This is a genomic window from Streptomyces sp. SX-6 (assembly GCF_059089585.1).
The window spans coordinates 115,494-133,125 of sequence record NZ_JBTHHU010000013.1 but is presented as its reverse complement, the minus strand read 5'-3'; the positions used below and the strand labels follow the sequence as shown (position 1 = coordinate 133,125).

7 protein-coding genes are annotated in these 17,632 nt (G+C 71.2%); 6 read left to right on the top strand and 1 reads right to left on the bottom strand.

Going from position 1 to position 17,632, the window contains the following annotated elements; all coding sequences use genetic code 11:
- The first annotated feature begins 10 nt into the window (after window positions 1–10).
- The 6 genes from ACV530_RS18310 (at window position 11) to ACV530_RS18285 (ending at window position 9,724) form a co-directional block, all read left to right on the top strand.
- Window positions 11–916 carry an MBL fold metallo-hydrolase gene (locus ACV530_RS18310; RefSeq protein WP_494333588.1) on the top strand — a complete coding sequence of 302 codons (906 nt, stop codon included), beginning with the start codon at window positions 11–13 and terminating at the stop codon, window positions 914–916.
- A 45-nt stretch (window positions 917–961) separates the two neighbouring features.
- A complete protein-coding gene (locus ACV530_RS18305) occupies window positions 962–1,912 on the top strand; it encodes a scabin-related ADP-ribosyltransferase (RefSeq protein WP_494333587.1) in 951 nt (316 codons plus the stop codon).
- A gap of 47 nt (window positions 1,913–1,959) precedes the next feature.
- On the top strand, window positions 1,960–3,687 hold the full coding sequence (locus ACV530_RS18300; protein WP_494333586.1) for a hypothetical protein: 1,728 nt from the start codon (window positions 1,960–1,962) through the stop codon (window positions 3,685–3,687).
- A 30-nt stretch (window positions 3,688–3,717) separates the two neighbouring features.
- Window positions 3,718–4,965 (top strand): hypothetical protein, encoded by a 1,248-nt coding sequence (locus ACV530_RS18295; RefSeq protein ID WP_494333585.1) that lies wholly within the window; start codon window positions 3,718–3,720, stop codon window positions 4,963–4,965.
- Between the two features lie 75 nt (window positions 4,966–5,040).
- Window positions 5,041–6,792 (top strand): hypothetical protein, encoded by a 1,752-nt coding sequence (locus tag ACV530_RS18290; RefSeq protein ID WP_494333584.1) that lies wholly within the window; start codon window positions 5,041–5,043, stop codon window positions 6,790–6,792.
- A gap of 37 nt (window positions 6,793–6,829) precedes the next feature.
- A complete protein-coding gene (locus tag ACV530_RS18285; RefSeq protein ID WP_494333583.1) occupies window positions 6,830–9,724 on the top strand; it encodes a M91 family zinc metallopeptidase in 2,895 nt (964 codons plus the stop codon).
- Here the strand turns inward: ACV530_RS18285 and ACV530_RS18280 are convergent.
- Window positions 9,696–17,576 (bottom strand): SDR family NAD(P)-dependent oxidoreductase, encoded by a 7,881-nt coding sequence (locus ACV530_RS18280; protein ID WP_494333582.1) that lies wholly within the window; start codon window positions 17,574–17,576, stop codon window positions 9,696–9,698. The genes ACV530_RS18285 and ACV530_RS18280 overlap by 29 nt on opposite strands.
- Window positions 17,577–17,632 lie beyond the last annotated feature (56 nt).

Here is a 17,632-nt window from a genome sequence, read left to right as displayed (position 1 = left end):
CGGGCCATTGATGGATGAAAACCCCGCCCGTAAGCCGGCCCGGATCGTGCTCACGGACACCAAGGACACGACCTGCGCCGTCATCACCTTCCCGGAAGCGGGCGATCAGCACGCCGGTCCCCCGCCGACCGTGATGATCGACTGCGGAAGTTTCCAGGGGGCGCGGGAGACGGCCGAGAAGATGCGTACCACCGTGCGGCGGGCCCTCGCCGGGCGCGAGCGCATCGATCACGTCTTCCTCACGCACCCCGACTCCTCCCATTGCAACGCCTTGCTCCCGGTGACCCGGGGGCTCGAGATCGGGCAGGTTTCCTGCGGCGGAGACCTGCGGCAATACGCCGGCCTCCAGGGAGGAGCAGAACTTCACCGGTGGCTGGTCGGCAATAACGCGCGCACCTTTCCCCCGTCCTTCCGGGGATTGAGCGCGCCGGTCGTCTCCTTCGCCGGAATGCGGCTCTATGTGCTCGCGGCGAACTCCACCGGCAATACGGGATCGTCCGATGCGGACGCGAACGGGAGCGTCCTCCTGCTGGTTTACGGTTCGTTGCGCGTCGTCTTCCTCGGCGATGTGCCGGGGTCCGTCGCGGCCGGCCTTCAATCGGAGGCGTTCCCGGCCGATGCCGCGGACGGGCACACAGGTCGCCCCCTTGCTTCCCAAGGGCAGTTGCTCGTGCTCGGTCATCCATCGGCTGACGGCGCCTACGGGTGGCCCTGGAGCCCTGAGGGGAGTCACCGGTACACCCTCGTGCGGGAGCACACTCCATCCGCCTCGGAGGGCGGCTCGGCCACCGGACACGCCAGCGCCGCGGTGCTGTTGTCGGGCCCGGCGGCGGAGAAGGACCGGTTCGCCTTCACCTCCGTCGATTCATGGGCCGTCGAGCCTCAGCCGTCTTCGGCGGCGGGCTTCTCCGGCTGAATCCGAAGCGAACTCGTTCACCCTCTTCCCGAATCAGGATCACAGATGCCGAACGGCAGTCAGAAGAAGCTGCTCCCCATTTTTCCGTACGTGCTGAAGAGGGTGCCGGACTGGGTGTACCGGATCGACAGCCGGGGCCCCGAAGAGATATTCAAGGACGGGTTCACGGGCTGGGACACGTACTACGACATCCCGGGCCACCTCGCGGACTGGAAGCAGTTCAGCAGAAAGAGCGGCTTCGTCAGCGTGGCACGGGATGTCGACACCGCCATGAAGATGTTCGTCCGATGGGAGCTCGGCCCCCTGCTGAAAACGATGAGGGAAACCGACCTCAACGCCGGGCTGGCCGTCCAGGAGCTCGTAAAGAAGGGGTACGACAACGAGGCGGAGCTCTCCAAACTGCGGAAGATCGCCCGGGAGTTGGCCGAGGACCGGGACGGCACCTCCTTGAAGAAGTGGCTGTACGTGATCAAGCCGACCAAGTACCTGGTCAGCATGGAAGGCAATGTGCTCGACCCCGGACGGATCCGCCATTCCGGGGGCCGGGCCCGGAAACTGGTGAAGGAGGCCACGGAGTGGGACGCGCCGTGGCACATCCCCCCGCAGCGAATCCTTCAGGCGTACCAGGTGGACATCACTCTGCGCTTCACCTTCTACGAACGCCCCGACGGCCGCCTCCCGGTCAAGCAGCACGCATGGTCCTCGGCAACGGACTTCATCAAGCATGAGCGGGACCGGAGAAGGGGATTCCCGGGATTCGACGAGAACTTCCGGTACAACCCGTTCGAAGACGAAGCGGCCCGCTGGACAGGGCTCGTCGGCTATTGGACGAGACTCGACGAAGCGCCCTGGACCCCTGGCTCCCGGAAGTTCACCGCTCCCCGGGGATGGCGCGGTGAGAAGGAGTTCTGGCCGGCTCAGGGCCAGGCGAGCCCCAGCCATCCGTTCGGCACTCCGGCAGAGGTGACTCCGGTCGTCCCCCCGTGGGCCCGTTGACGGCCGCGCACGGCGCGGAAAAGTACGCAGAAGCGAAAGGCGAAGTGGTGTCCCTGTCGACGGCGCAAGTCCGGACGATCCTCACCGGCACGAAAGAAGAACTGGTTCTCACCCCGGAACAGTTGGCGCATGAGAGCGCTCTGGAACTCTTCGACGACTATCTCTTCACGGACACACTGACCGTCCATGACCCCGAGGTGGACCTCGAAACGCTGACCGTCACCGGCCGGTTGGCGCTGGCTCACCACGGCGTCGATCTGCCCTGCACCCTGCGATTCCTCGGCGATGCCCGGGAAGCGGACGTGAGCGCCGTCGTACTGGACGTGCAGCTGCCGGACTGGCGGTGCCAGTTGGGCGGTCTCGACCTCGACCTGGGGTTTCTGGGCACCACGTGGAGGGCGGGGCGGCTGCACGCCGTCCTCACTCTCGGCCTGTCCGAGGACGGGGACATGGCCGTCGTGCCCCGCTGCGTGGTCCGCCTGCCGGGAATCGGCGCGGACCATCAGGAGTGGGAGTTCGACGTCACCCCTTCCGGGGAGTCGACGATCACCGCATCGCTGACTCTCGGGGAAGGACTGCCTTTGTCCGCCCTCGCCGATCTCGCTCAGTTGCCGTTCGGTTCGGGCGCCGATTTCGCCCTTCCGGCGGAGATACCCGTCACCGCTCCTCGGATACGACAGATCCGGATCGTCGCCGACACCGGCCAAAAACGGCTGCGCAGCGTCTGGTTGCGGGTGAGCCTGGCCGAGCACGTGGCAGCGTTCCCGGGGGCGGCGGAACTCACCGCCGTCGAGGCGGAGTTCACCCTGACCTTCCCCGAAAGCGGCCCCGTGCGGACCCGGGCCGCTCTGCATGCCGATATCGGCATGCACGGTTACCTCCTCAGCGGAACCATCACGGTTCCGGAATTGGAGGTGACGGCCGAGGCGGCCGGCCCCTTCCCGGACTCCGGCGCATCGGCCGAATTCGCCTCCGGGAGCGGCGTGGAGAGTCTTCCTGTCGCCCATGCCATGGTCAGGGCCGATCTACGGGAGGGAATTTATGCCCTCGCTCTCGGCTATTCGGCACCCGCGGCAGCCGGTTCGGACTTCGCGCTGGAGAACGCCTCCCTCGAAATAGCCGGCCGCGGGAGCGGGGCTCCGGACGTACGGATCCTCGGCGAGCTGGCCATCGGATCCACCCGAGTCCGCGCCGTCGCCGCCCGTACAACGGACGGACGGTGGGAACTGGCCGGCTCAGCGCGCCATGTGGACTTCGCTTCGGTCGCTGACTGGCTGTCGGAACGCATGGCAGTGACCATGCCCGAATTCCTGCGCGGCGTCGTCCTCGACGACCTCTCCGTGGCCCGGAGGGCCGACGGTTCCTTCGAGTTCTCCGCCGACAGCCTGTTCTCTCTCGGCAGCCGCAAGGCAGACCTCATGATCAGCGCCGCCAGTGGCACCGGCTCGGACTCCGGGCATCTGAAAGCCACGTTGTCCATCGACCCGCCGGCCTCCGAACCCATGGTCCTGGAACTCCAGGCACAAGCAGGGGGCCGCGTGCGGGCCTCCTGGCAGGGCGACGCCGCGGCTTCCGTGACAGATCTCGTCGAATGGCTCGGAGGGACAGTGGACGGTTCCGTACGGAACCTCCTGCCCGAGGTCACCGAGCTCGACCTCATGACGGGGGACGGCGGTGTCGTCGTCGCCGCGGACGCCGGAACCGTGCGTGCCGTATTCGCCATGGCGCCGTCCGGAGCGACGCCCGCCCCGCTCGCGGACACCCGCCGCGGCTGACCGACCGTCTCCTCACATTCGGAGCCCCCAGTGACTCACCCCTCCACCCCCGAGACGCCCCCCGCGCACATGCGGATCACGATGGGCAAGCGAGGTTCCTGCACGGCCGTGGAACTCCGCCCGGGAATCGCGGTCACTTCCGTGGACCGCACCACCATGCTGTCGCACCCGACAGCCCCTCCCGACCCGGTGTTCCTGGCTCAAGTGGAAGGCCTCCTGAAGCGGTTGGAGGACGTTCCCTCCGGGAAGCGCTTGGTGGACTTCTTCGGGCAGGCCATGCCACTGCCCGGCCCCGACGGGTTCGGCGCATCCGCCTTCGTGGCCCAGTACGTGTCAGGGAATTCCCCGGCGAACATCTCGACGGTGATTCTCTCCCGCGGGGGCAGCACCTCTGCGGACACGCGTGCCCTTACCGACGAGGCACCCACCGCCCGCAGCGGCCTCGGCTACTTCTCGTACATCGAGTTCAATCCGCGTTTTGCCGTTGTCCAGGACAGGGTCATTCTGGCACCCGAGATCGTCCTCGGCCATGAACTGATCCACGCTGCCCACATCGTCGCCGGGTCAATGGAGGCGAACGAGGAGGAGCAGCAGCCCTACTTGGCGGGGTCCCTCAACGGCGCTCTCGCCTTCGACGCCAGCCCGCTCGAAGAGATCGTGACCCACGGCAACCCCATCGCTCTGGAGTGGCTGTTCGGCACCACGACCGACACCGGAACAGGGCAGAAGGTCCTGCGCAACACCCCCGGACAACTGCGGAGTATCGAAGCAATCGACCGCCGCCTGGTCAACCCCCTCGACGCCGCCGAAGCCGATCGAGCACAGCGCATACGCGCACAACGCATGGGGCTGTTCGACATCAGCGAACGGCGGCTGGCCCAGGAGCTCCAATTCACCGCGCGCCCCTCCTACGGCCCGTTGGCGAAGGAAGACCAATCCGGAGGCGTCTGGAAGCAGGGCTGGAAGCGACCAGACGGGGACGTGATGTTCAGAGAACTCATCCACAACGACCCCAAACCCAAGGCGAAGAGGAACCTCACCACGAAGTACTTCGACCGCTTCGTCAAGGAGCAGGACGGCTTTCTCGAGGATCGCACGAAAGCCGAGCCTCACCTTCAACAGGAACTCCTCCCCGAGCACGCCGAACGGGCCAGGCGCATCATCGCGGCCCACGACGGCCCTGCCGCCGCGCTGGACTTCGCACGCCCGCGGCCGACCGCGGCCGACCCCGGCAACGGCCCCGCCGTCATCATGATCAACGAAGAGATCTACGTCTGACCTCGCCGTTTCGCGAGGTGATGCCAAGTGGACGGTCGTAAGTGACCACAGAAATACCGAGGACGGGATTCGGCAATGCCATTGTCCGTTGAGGAAATCACCGAGAGGGCACGGAGCGGGAGTCTGCGACTCCGGGCCGAGGAGTTCGCCGACCCCGCGGTCCGTGGCGCGTTCTCCACGTATCTCGGCTCTTCCGAACTGAACTTCTCGGACGCGGAGTTCACCGCGGAGAGCATGACGGTGCGAGGGCGCTGCGCCGTGCCCGCCCTCGGGCCGGAGCCCTGCCCGTCCGTGGCGGAGTTCCTGACCGATGTGTCGGGCCGGACGGTCGTGGGATTCGCGCTGGTCGTGGACGCCCCGAAGTGGCGGCTGCCCGAGCCCTTCCCCGCGTACGACCTGAGCCCGCTTCAGGCCCTGGGGGCGCAGTCGCCCGTCGTCGTGCTCGACGCCACGCCCCGTACGGACAAGGAGACGGACAAGGAAACGGAGCAGGAGCGGACGCCCGTCGCCGCGGGAGCCCGCTGGGAGTTGCCCGGCCTCGACGAGCCGGTGCTGTTCCTCGCCTCCGTGGACGAGGGCGCGTTCACGGTGTCCGCCCGCTTCCCCGACGGACTCTCCCTGCCCTCCTTGCGGCACATGGCGGACCTGCCGGGCTGCGCGGGCGCGGACGCCGTCACCGAACACTTCCCCACGGAGTGGCAGGGGCTCCTCGTCTCCGCTCTGCCCGCGCTCCGCGAGGTCACCGTCTCGTACGCCCCCGGGGACGGACGGGTGACAGGAGCGCTCGAGGTCGACCTGGCACACGCGTGGCAGTTGCCCGCGGGCGTGACGCTCAGCCAGGTCCGCGCACGGATCGCCCTGGACTCCGCCGCCCGGCAGGACGGCTGGGGAGGGCTGTCGGTCGAGCTGAGCGGACATCTGTCCGTGGGCGGACTGGAAACCGCCGTGGCCGTCGAACTGCCCACCCTGATGGCACACGGCGAACTCGCCGACGGCAACGGTCTCTTCGAGCAGGCCGCACCCGATCTCGGCGAGAACGGCTTGGGACGGCTCTCTTTCCTGTGCGACCTCCGGGAAGGCGCCTTCGTCGTCGCGGGAGAGCTCCTGAGCCCCCTGGAGATCGCGGGCGTACGGATCGAGGACCAGACGGTGCTGGTGTCCGGCGGCGGGGACCGCGCACTCGAGGTCACCCTGGCGGGCACCCTCGTCGTGGGCGGAACCCGGATCGGGGTGAAGGCCGGCAGGACCGTCCAGGGCTGGGGACTGACCGTGGAGGCGGACCGCATCGCCTTGCGTGACATCAGCGCCTGGACCGAGCGGAACCTGGGCAGCGGCCTGCCCGCCTCCCTGGCGGAGCTGACGTTGCGGGAGCTGTGCTTCGAGGTCGTCCCCACCCCCTCCGGACGGTTGTTCGCCGCGGCCGGATCCGCCGAGTTCCCCCTGCCCGCCGGGCTGCGGGCCCGCGCCCACCTCACCACGCGGATCAGCACGGGGGACGGCCCGTCCGACGTCGAGGCCACCGGCTCCCTCCTCCTCAGCGGCCCGGAGTCGTCGCTGATGGAGCTGGACCTCGTGGCGGACAAGGATCCGGACGCCACGAGCTGGACCGCGACCTGGGCCGCCCAGGAAGGCATCACGCTCGGGGAGGCGCTCGCCCATCTGCTGCCCGCGACGAGCGCGCCGATGGCGGGACTTCCGAACCTGCTGCCCTCCGTCGAGAAGATCTCGCTGCGGTACACCGCGCCGACAGCGGCCGACGCCGCCGCCTCCCTGGTCCTGACCACCGACGCCCGGCAGGCACAGGCCGTCCTGGTCATCACGGACTGAATCCCTCGCGGACTCCCCGAAAGGAAACACCCCCGTCATGCGTCGCCTCACAGGGCTCGACCTCGCCCGCCTGATACCACCGCGACCGGTCCGGACGGCCAAAAAGTCCCGCATCGAGATCGCCTGGCTCGGCGGCGAGCCGCTGCCCCTGACCGTGATACGGCCCGGCATCGCCGTATGCGCGGACCCGGACGTACTCGACCTGAGCGACTCCCCCGCCGATCCCGACCTCGAACTGAACGCCAAGGACTACATACAGGAGATCGACTTCCTGCTCCAGCGAATCGAGTCCTCCGAAGCGGGCAAGCGCCTCGTCGAATTCCTGGGCCACGCCCAGCCGTTGCCCGACCCGGACGGCGGCTACGGCGGGCCGGACGACTGGGACAAGGGCATCAGCAGACGGGTCCTGTACCGCCACCGCGGTTCCCGGAAGAGCGATCCCAAGCCGGCGCGGCAGGAGTTCGCGGGGATCAACGTCATCATCGCGCAGGCCACGAACGGCGCCCCCGTCCAGTGGTCGCTGTCCTCCAGGCTCGGCGGACCGCTCTACAACGGCCGGGGCGCGTACTCCGTCGTCTCCTTCCACCCACGGGTGCTGATGCTCTCCGACGACGTGGCCACGGCTCCCGAGATGATCCTCGCGCACGAGCTGGTCCACGCCGCGCACGCCCTGGCCGGGACCATGGACGACACAGGTCACGACGACGCCGAACGCGACAGGATCAAGCAGGCCGCGATAGCCGAGACCGAGCGGCTGTTCCGTGAGAGGTACGGCACCAGCCTCGCGGTCAGCATGCGGGACCCGGGCCCGGTCGTCGTACGCGAGACCGGAGAATCCGAGACGCGCGAGGAGCGCGCGGCGTTCTACAAGGCGACGCGCAGTGAGCTGTCCCTGCGGTACCTCCACCCGCTCCCGGTCGCGGAGACGGGTACGGGGGCGGAGCGGAGGCTCGTCGTGCTGCGCGGCATCAACTGGGAGGAGATCCGCACCCACGGCAGCGACGTGGCCCTGGAGTGGATCGACGGCACGGTGGTGCGGCACAAGGGCCGGCGGATCTCGCCCTCCCCGGCCGAAGAACGGGCCGAGCGGGTGGCCTTCGACCACCACGCCCGCGCGGTCGTGCGCGCGGGCCGACGGGACGCCGACAGCCGCGCCGCCCTGCGCGGTGCCGCGGCGACCTGGCAGCAGCGCAAGCGCGTGCGCGGCGTCACCGAGGTCGCCATCGCCCGCGACCTGGGCTTCCGGCACCGCATCGCCTACGTCGCGCTGACAAGGGTGGAGCGTGTTCTCCATCTGGCCGTGCCCCGCAAGCGCATCCCCCACCGTCTTTTCGCCGGCGCGAGCAGCTTCGTCTACAAGCGCGATGTCTCCTCCCTGAACGCACTGGCGCAATTCCTGAGCGGCATCGACCCGAAAGCCGCGGACCAGGTGCGGAATCACCGGGACAGAATCGGCGACGCCCGCCTGGAACAGGGCTACCTGGTCGAGCAGCGCGCGTGCCATCGCAGCCCGGACAAACCGGTGGAGACCTCCCGGCCCCAGTGGACGAGCCCCGGCAGCCTGCCCGAGGAGCAGCGGAAACAAGCAGGGGTGATCGTCAACCGGGTCCGGTCCGGGACCTCGGCCACCGGTAAATCGTCCTCGGGGCCGATCACCGATGTGAACCCGGGGCAGGCGGTCGGCAGCCCGGAACCCCGCAAGGGGCAAGCGGGCTTCGTCGCCATGGTCCCGGCCAAGGTCAACAGCCATCAGCAACTGCTCGATCTGGCGCACCTCTACCGCAGTCAGGCGACCACGACAGGGCAGGGGTGCGCGCTCGTCATCGGACTCAACGAGGGCTACTCCTACGGCGAGAGCAACACCGAACGCGAGAAACGCGTCAACCGACAGAAGGGGATCATCAAGGACTTCGCCGACGCGTGGCAGCGGGAGGGCCATGGTTTCCCGGTCGCGGTCCTCTCCTTCCTCTGGTGCGCGCCGAGCGGGAAAGGCCTCGGCGATCAGAAGACCATCCCCTACGGCGCCATACGACAGACCATCGCAGGAAGCGACCGGGCACAGGAGTTCGCGGAGGCGTTGTACGCCGACGGTGAAGGATCCAAGCCGGTCTACTTCCACACCGGCGACGCCGATGTGAAGTCGCTCAGGACTCCCGGGGGCAATGAGCTGTTCGACGAGGTGGCGGGCCGACTACGGGAGAAAGGCTGGCCCGACCTCTTCAGCGGGGGATACCGTCTTCCCCCGCACAACGATCGGCGGGTGGGCATCGCCACCGCGATGGACCGGGACGTCCGCGTCGCGATGGCGGAGGTCGACCCCAGAACCGTCTATTTCCCGGAGCCCAACACCTTCATCAAGCTCGTGGACGGCCTCACCGGGCTGGAGGACGGCGTCACCTTCGGTATGGGCGACCAGGAGGGAAAGAAGCTGGCGGATTCTCTCTGGAAGATCCGCGGCGCGGACAACTGGGTGTTCGACCCCGACTGCTCCGTCGTCACCGACGGCGACAGGCTCGTCAAGGCCATCCTGGCCACGCCCGAAACGGGACCTGTCAGCGAACGCATCGCCGCACTCCGCCAGACCTACACCCAGAGCCATGCCCGCCGTGAGGAGTGGGACAAGCGCGTCCTCAATCCCGGCCCCGGCTCCTACTGGGTGACGCGCGGCGAGGCGCAAGGCCTGTTGGATCTCCTCTTCTACATTCCGGACGACACCAAGCTGGCAAAACTCACCGAACTCGCCGGAACGGACCCGGACAAGTTCGAGAAGTACGTCACCAAGGGCAGGAAGACAGAGCTCGTCAAGCGCATCAGGGAGACGGAGGGCCTCAGCGCTCTCCTCGACCAGACCTCACTCATGGACATCGTCCATGGCACCCACGAGGCCCTGCTGCGCAACTACGTCAACGCGTACCGCCAGCTCTCCCGTTGAGCCAGTCGCTGATCGCACCGGCAGTGGTACGTGCCTCCTCCTCCAGGACGCTCCAGTGGTCGCCGACGACATCGGCGGTCGTGCACGGAGCGGGCCAGGAGGTCTGCCGCCAGTCCCCGCCCGGGGACGAGGGCCGGGTGGCGCGGACCAACAGGGTGGGAACCGGCAGGGGTTCCGGGGTCCAGCCGCGGGCCAGACGGCTGTAGGCGCCCAGAGCCGCCAGGGACGTGTCGTCCACCACGGCCTCGAACCGGTCGCCCAGTTCGAGGGCTGGTCGGGCGGGCATGGCCAGCAGCCACGGCCGGTCCTCGTCGCCCGGGGTGACGTGGTAGGTGTCGACGAGGACGAGACCGGTCGGCGGGTTCGCGGCGTCCGCCAGCCGGGCTGCCACGGAGTGAGCCGCGCAGCCGCCCATCGAGTGGCCGACGAGGACATAGGGACGGTCACCGATGTGCTTCTGGACGGTGGCAGCGTGGAGTTCGGCGAGGGTGTCCCAGGTGCGGGGGACCGTCTCCTCCCGGTCGAGTGCGGGGTGCCGGAGTTCGAGGACGTCCCGTTCGCCGCGGAAGACGGAGGCCAGGGTCGAGAAACAGGGGCGGCCGAGGCCGGGAGCGAAGGAGGGGAGGCACACCAGCGCGGGAACGCCGTCACCGCCCGCGGCCAGCCGGAGCGGAGCGAGCGCGTGGTGGGCGGCCTCGGCGGCGTCGAAGGTGGGCAGCGCGAGGGAGGCGGTGACGAGGAGGTGCATGGCCCGGACGACATCGCCGGTCCCGCACACGCGCCGGTAGAGGGAGGCGAGCGTCCGGGGCGGGCGGGGCACGGCCTTGTCCAACCCCCCTGCCGCCATGGCCTCGCACAGGTGGTCGGCGAGTTCCCGCGCGCTCGGCCGGTCGAGGACGACGGCCGCGCTCAGGGACAGACCGGTACGGGCGGTGAGCCGGTTGCGCAGCAGGACCCCCGTCAGGGAGTCGAGACCCAGCTCGGTGAGGGGGCGGTCGAGCGGCACGGCGGACGCGTCGGGGTGGGCGAGGACTCCGGCGGTCTCCTCGCGGACCAGTTCCAGCAGCGCGGCGCGCCGGTCGGGGTCCGCCAGCGCGTCGAGCTCTTGTCGCCGGGACGCGGGCGCCGCGCTCCCGGAGTGCGCGACCGGGCGGGCCGGAGGGAACAGGGTGCTCAGGAGCGGCGGGGTATCACCAGGAGAGTCGGCGATCAGCAGTGGTGCGAGCACCGGGTCGTCCGCGCCCAGGGCGGCATCGAACAGGGCCAGTGCACGGTCGGGGGGTAGCGCCCGCAGGACGCCGTCCGCCGCCCGGCCGGGATGGTCGACGCGGGCCGCCGCCATCCCGTCCGGCCCGCCCCAGGGCCCCCAGGCGAGGGAGAGCGCGGGCAGGCCCAGGGCGGCGCGATGCCGGGCGAGGGCGTCCAGGAAGGCATTGGCGGCGGCGTAGTTGGCCTGGCCCGGGTTGCCCAGCAGCCCGGCAGCCGAGGAGAAGAGGATGAAATGTGAAAGGGGCAGGCCCGCGGTCGCCTCGTGCAGGTTCCAGGCCGCGTCCGCCTTCGGTCGCAGTACGGCGTCCAGGCGTTCGGGGGTGAGGGCCTCCAGGACTCCGTCGTCGAGGACTCCGGCGGCGTGCACCACGGCGGTGAGAGTGGACGCGTACCGTGCGACCACCTGTGCCAGCCGGGCGCGGTCGGCGGCGTCGCAGGCGAGCACGTCCGTACGGGCCCCGGAGCGTTCCAGCGCGGCCCGCAGCCGCGCCACACCTGCCGCCTGCGGGCCGCGTCGGCTGAGCAGGACCAGGTGCCGGACCCGGTGCCGGTCGGCCAAGTGCCGGGCGAGGAACGCGCCGAGACCCCCGGTGCCGCCGGTGATCAGCACGGTGCCGTCCTCCAGAGTGCCGCCGGGGGCACGGTCACCCGTCGCGGGCGTGAGCCGGGGAACACGTACGGTGCCTTCACGCAGGGCGAGTTGTGGCTCGCCGGTGGCGACGGCGGCGGGCAGCAGCGGGGACGAGAGGTGGTCGTCGAGGTCGACCAGGGTGAGCCGTCCGGGATGCTCCGACTGCGCGGACCGCACCAGGCCCCACACGGCGGCGGCCGGCAGGTCCGGAGCGTCGCGGAAGGCACCGCGGGTGACCACGACCAGTCGCCCGCCGTGGTCCGCCGGACGGGACAGGTGCTCCTGCAACACCCTCAGGGCGCGTGCGGTGAGGGTGTGCGCGGCCTCGGCGGGGTCCTGATTCGCTGCCCCCAGCGAGACGACGGTCGGCCCGCCGCCCCTGCCGGTCCCGGAGAGCGCCGTCCGAAGTCCCAGGTCGTCGGGGTGCGTCACGGTGAGCGCCGTTCCGTCGCCGGGGGCCGGAACGCCGACCCAGTGCGGGCGGTACAGGGTCCCGGCCGTGCCGCCGTCGGACAGAGACTCCGGCAGCGGACGCGTCGTCAAGGAGCCCACCCGGGCCACCGGAGCGTCCGCGGGATCGGTGAGATGCACGCTGAACTCGTCCGTTCCGACGGCCCGGACGCGGACGCGCAGTGCCGTGGCGCCGACGGCGTGAACGGCCGTGTCGCGCAGGGCGAAAGGGACGCGGGCGGGGCCTGCGGCGCCGGCTGCGAGTAAGGGTACGTGCAACGCCGCGTCCAGCAACGCGGGATGGAGGACGCAGCCCCGCGCTTCGGCGTGCAGCTCGGCGGACAGCCGCACTTCGGCGAAGAGCTCCCCCGAACTCTGCGTCTGCCAGAGGGCCGTGACGCCCCGGAACGCCGTCCCGTAGGTGTGTCCCGCTGCGGCCAGCCGCTCATAGGCGCCGGTGAGGTCCAGGGGAACGGCTCCCTCGGGCGGCCACACCCCGCCGTCGCCCTCGCGCTCCCGGGCACGCGGTGCCGGGACGAGCCGTCCCGTCACGTGGTGGGTCCAGGTGCCGAGCGGGCCCGCCGTCCGGGGGCGGGAGTGGACGTCCACCGTACGGCGGCCGACGGCGTCCGGTTCGCCGAGCACCACCTGCAACTGGACCCGGCCCGCTTCGGGGAGGACCAGCGGCGACAGCAGCACCAGCTCCTCCAGTCCGTCGAGTCCGCACATCCCGCCCGCATGGAGCGCCGTCTCGGCGAACACCGCCGCGGGGACGAGCGCGCGCCCGGCGACGACGTGGTCGCGGAGCCACGGCTGATCCGTACCGGACAAGTCCCCCGTGCACAGCAGGCGTTGGCTGTCAGGCGGCGTGACGGTGTCGGACAGCAGTGGACGGGCACGGTCGTCCGCGCAGGGTACGGACGGGGCGGGGCCGGCGGGCAGCCAGTGGCGTCGGCGCTGGAACGGGTACGTCGGCAGGTCCACCCGACGGGCGCCGCTTCCCTCGTACACCCGGCGCCAGTCGACCGGGACCCCCTCCACGTGCAGCCGGGCGACGGCGGACAGCAGCGAGGCGGGCTCCGGAGCACCGCCCCGCGCGGTGGCGAGGAACACGGGTGCACGGCCGTCCTCTTGGCCGGACCCGGCGGCGGCCGCCGCAGCGAGCTGCGCACCTGGGCCCAACTCCACGCAGACGGTGACGCGTTCGTCATTTGTCAGCCGGTGCACGGTGTCGGCGAAGCGCACGGTCGCGCGGGCGTGCCGTACCCAGTACGCGGCCGAGCGCAGGTCGCCCCCTTCGGCCATGCGGCCGGTCAGGGTGGACATCACCGGGATGCGCGGCGCGTGGTGGGTCAGCCCGGCGGCGGCCCGTCCGAAGGCGGCGAGGGCCGGTTCCATCAGCGGGGAGTGGAAGGCATGGGCGACCCGCAGCCGGGTGGCGCGCCGACCTCGGGAGGTGAAGCGGTCCGCGACGGCGAGGACGGCCGCCTCCTCCCCGGAGACGACCACCGAGTTCCGGGCGTTCACGGCGGCGAGGGCCGCGCGGTCCGTGACCGCGCGCAGTTCCACGAGGGCCTCCTCCTCGGAGGCTTCCAGGGCCACCATGGCTCCGCCGGCGGGGAGTTGCTGCATGAGGCGCCCTCGTGCGGCGACGAGGGCGACGGCGTCCGGCTCCGTCAGAATGCCCGCGATGTGGGCCGCGACGAGCTCGCCCAGGGAGTGCCCGGCCAGGACGTCGGGACGGATCCCCCAGGATTCCAGCAGCCGGAAGAGGGCCACTTCGAAAGCGAACAGACCCGCCTGGACGATGTCCGTCCGATCGTGGACGGCCGCGGCGTCCGGGGTGCCCTCGGGCGCCCACAGCACGTCCCGCAGCGGGGGGAAGCCGCCACCGAAGGCCGCGTCGAAGCGGGCACACAGAGCGTCGAAGGCCGTGGCGAAGGCCGGGAACGTGCCGTGCAAGGCGCGTCCCATGCCGGGGTGTTGGGCCCCCTGCCCGGTGAAGAGCACGGCGAGGCGGGCCGTGGGCGCGGCGGTGGTCCGGACCACGGCACCCGACCGGGTCGCGGGGCCGTCCGCCGCCAGGCCGTCCAGGGCGTTCAGCAGAGCGGCACGGTCGCCGGCCGGCACGGCGGCGCGGCAGGAGAGCGCGGCACGGGTGGTGGCCAGGGAGAAGGCGACGTCCAGCGGGGACAACCCGGGTCTTCTGCGCAGCAGTTCGGCGATCCGCCGACTCTGGTCCCGGAGCGCGCCCGCGTCCGCGCCCGACAGCAGCAGCGGGGGCGGCGAGACGGGATCCCGTCGGGACGCGGCCTCGGGGACGGCCCCGGGGGCCGCCTCTTCCAGGATGACGTGGGCGTTGGTCCCGCCGATCCCGAACGCCGACACCCCGGCACGGCGGGGCCGTCCGGCGGCCGTCGGCCACCCCCGTTCCTCCGTCAACGGCCGTACGCCGCCCGCGTCCCAGTCCACCTGTGGTGTCGGCCGTGCGCAATGCGCGATACGCGGCAGCCGTCCGTGGCGCATGGCCATGACGGTCTTGATGACGCCGCCGACACCCGCCGCGGCCTGGGTGTGCCCGGTGACGGACTTCAGCGCGCCCAGCCACAGCGGGCGGTCCGCCGGGCGGTCCTGCCCGTAGGCGGCCTGGAGCGCCCGGGCCTCGACGGGGTCGCCGAGCGCGGTGCCGGTGCCGTGCGTCTCCACGGTGTCGATGTCCGCCGGGGACAGCCCGGCGTCGGCCAATGCCCGCCGGATGACGTCCTGTTGGGCCGGGCCGCTGGGGGCGGTGAGCCCGTTGGAGGCGCCGTCGGAGGTGACGGCCGAGCCGCGCAGCACGGCCAGCACGGGGTGGCCGTGGCGCCGGGCGTCGGAGAGCCGCTCCAGCAGGATCAGGCCCGCCCCCTCGCCCCAGGCGGTGCCGTCCGCCGTCGCGGAGAAGGGCTTGCAGCGGCCGTCCGGCGCCAGGGCTCGCAACCTGCTGAAGGCGACGAACGATACAGGCGTGGCCATCACGGTGACTCCCCCGGCGACGGCCAGTGCGCACTCGCCGGAGCGCAGCGCCCGCGCCGCCCAGTGCAGGGCCACGAGCGACGACGAGCAGGCGGTGTCCACGGTCACGGCGGGCCCGCGGAGCCCCAGGTGATGGGCGAGACGGCCGGACACCACGCTGCCCGCCGACCCCAGCGCGAGGTGCGCCTCCAGCTCGTGAGGCCCATGGTGCAGGAAGCGTCCGGCGTAGTCGTCGTGCATCACGCCGACGAACACGCCGGTGTCGCTGTCCCGCAGGGTGAGCGGGTCGATGCCGGCCCGCTCCCACAACTCCCAGGAGACCTCCAGCAGCAGCCGCTGCTGCGGGTCGGTGGCCAGCGCCTCGCGGGGGGACATGCCGAAGAAGGCCGCGTCGAAGTCCGCGGCCCCGCGCAGGAACCCTCCCCGGCGGGTGACGGACGTGCCGAGGCGGTCCGGGTCGGGGTCGTGGATCCGCGTCGTGTCCCAGCCGCGGTCGGCGGGGAAGCCGGACGTCGCGTCGGTTCCGTCCGCGACCAGGTGCCACAGCTCCTCGGGAGTGGTGACGTCGCGGCCGGCCCCCGGGTAGCGGCACGCCATGGCGACCACGGCCAGCGGCTCTCCGGCCGCCCCGGTACGGGACGCACCGGTCGCTGCCGTTTCCGGATCGCCGAAGAGGGCGGCGCTCAGGCTCCGGGCCACGGCCGCGGGGGTCGGCCGGTCGTACACCAGCGTCGTGGGCAGGGTCAGTCCGGTGACCGCGGCGAGCCGGTCGCGCAGCCGTAACCCCGCGAGGGAGGTGAACCCCAGCCCGGCGAAGGGCCGTTTCGGATCCACGTCCCCTCCGGGCACGTCACCGGTCTCGGCCACCGCGTCCAGGACCAGGCGCAGCACGCCTTCGCGGCGCGCGGACGCGGGCAACGACCGCAGCCGTTCGAGGAGCCGCGAAGCAGCCGTCGCGCGTGATGCCACGGCCTCGGCCGACTTTCCGGCCAGTGCCGCCCGTTGGATCTTTCCGGAGCGCGTACGCGGCAGTTCGTCCGTCTCATGGATCTCATGGGGCACCTTGACGGCCGACAGCCGTGCCCGGCACACGGCACGGAGGGCATCGATGTCCACCCCCTGGGGGCGGGGGACGACGAACGCCACGGGCACTTCGTCCAGCACGTCGTGCGGCCTGCCGACGACCGCCGCATCCATGACTCCGGTGCAGCCCAGCAACACCTGCTCGACCTCGGAGGGGTTGACGTTCTCACCACCGCTGATGATCAGTTCCTCGACCCTGCCGGTGACACGCAGACCGCCGCCGCGGGTGCGGCGGCCGAGGTCCCCGGTGCGGTACCAGCCGCCCCGCACAGCTCGGGCCGTCTCGTCGGGGCGGTGGTGATAGCCGGTCATCAGGTGGGGGCCGCGGACACGGATCTCCCCTTCGCCTCCGTCGGCGACGTCCTCGCCGGTCGTCGGGTCGGTCACCCGCACCTCGACGCCGGGCACCGGCACCAGCAGCCCGTCGGGCCCGGCGCCGTCGACCGGGGTGACCGCGATCTTGCCGCAGGTCTCGGTGGAGCCGTAGCCGTCGAGCAGCGGAACGCCCAACTGCCGCTCGACCTGCGAGCGCAGCTCCGGCGGGCAGGGCGCGCCCGCGCTCACGCAGCGGCGCAGCCCCGGCATCGGCCACCGGGACGTGCGGGACAGTTCGTCGAGCAGCAGCCGGTACGTGGCGGGCACGCCGGCGAGGAGGGTGAACGGCCGGTCGGTCAACGCGTGCGCCGGACGGGCACCGCGGTCCAGGAGGTATGCGCCGGCCCCCACCGTGACCACCCCCAGCAGACACAGCGAGTGGGCGTAGGCATGAGCCATCGGCAACGGCCAGAGCAGACGGTCCTGCGGCCCGAGCCCCCACAGCGGGACGTAGGCCGCCGCCACCGACCACAGCGCGGCACGCTGAGTGGACACCACACCCTTGCTCGGCCCGGTCGTACCCGAGGTGTAGAGAATCCAGGCCGGTTCGTCGAGCCCGAGGTCGTCGCGTGGCAGGACCCCGGGGTCGCTGCCGGCCAGTTCCTCGAAGGCGCCCGTGTCCACCGCCAGCGTCCGCAGCCCCGGACCGACGTGTGCGACCACCGGCAACAGAGCGGCTTCCGTCATGACCAGCACCGGTGCGCAATCACCGATCAGGTGGGCCAGTTCGGCCTCTGTCGACCCGGGGTCGAGCAGCACCCCCACGGCCCCCGCACGCAGCACGGCCAGCCAACTCTCCACCAACTCCACCCGGTTGCCCGCGCAGAGCGCGACCCGGTCACCGTGACGTACGCCCATCCTCCGCAGATGACCCGCCAGCCGGCCGGTCCGCCGTTCCAGTTCCCCGTAGATCACGGTCCGCCGGGCGTCCTCGTAGGCGATGCGGCCCGGCCCGCGTGCGGCGTGTTCCTTCAACGCGTCGGGCAGCGGCCGGATCAACTCGTCGCGGACCTTGATGGTGCCTTCGCCCATGAGGCCGCCCTCCGCCATAGCCGCACCACTGTCGCGCCGACCAACATACCCAGCCG

What these genes read in the sequence shown, in the direction of transcription:
- ACV530_RS18310 (WP_494333588.1), top strand. Translation starts at nt 11, where the DNA reads ATGGATGAAAACCCCGCCCGTAAGCCGGCCCGGATCGTGCTCACGGAC.
- ACV530_RS18305 (WP_494333587.1), top strand. Translation starts at nt 962, where the DNA reads ATGCCGAACGGCAGTCAGAAGAAGCTGCTCCCCATTTTTCCGTACGTG.
- ACV530_RS18290 (WP_494333584.1), top strand. Translation starts at nt 5,041, where the DNA reads ATGCCATTGTCCGTTGAGGAAATCACCGAGAGGGCACGGAGCGGGAGT.
- ACV530_RS18285 (WP_494333583.1), top strand. Translation starts at nt 6,830, where the DNA reads ATGCGTCGCCTCACAGGGCTCGACCTCGCCCGCCTGATACCACCGCGA.
- ACV530_RS18280 (WP_494333582.1), bottom strand. Translation starts at nt 17,576, where the DNA reads ATGGGCGAAGGCACCATCAAGGTCCGCGACGAGTTGATCCGGCCGCTG.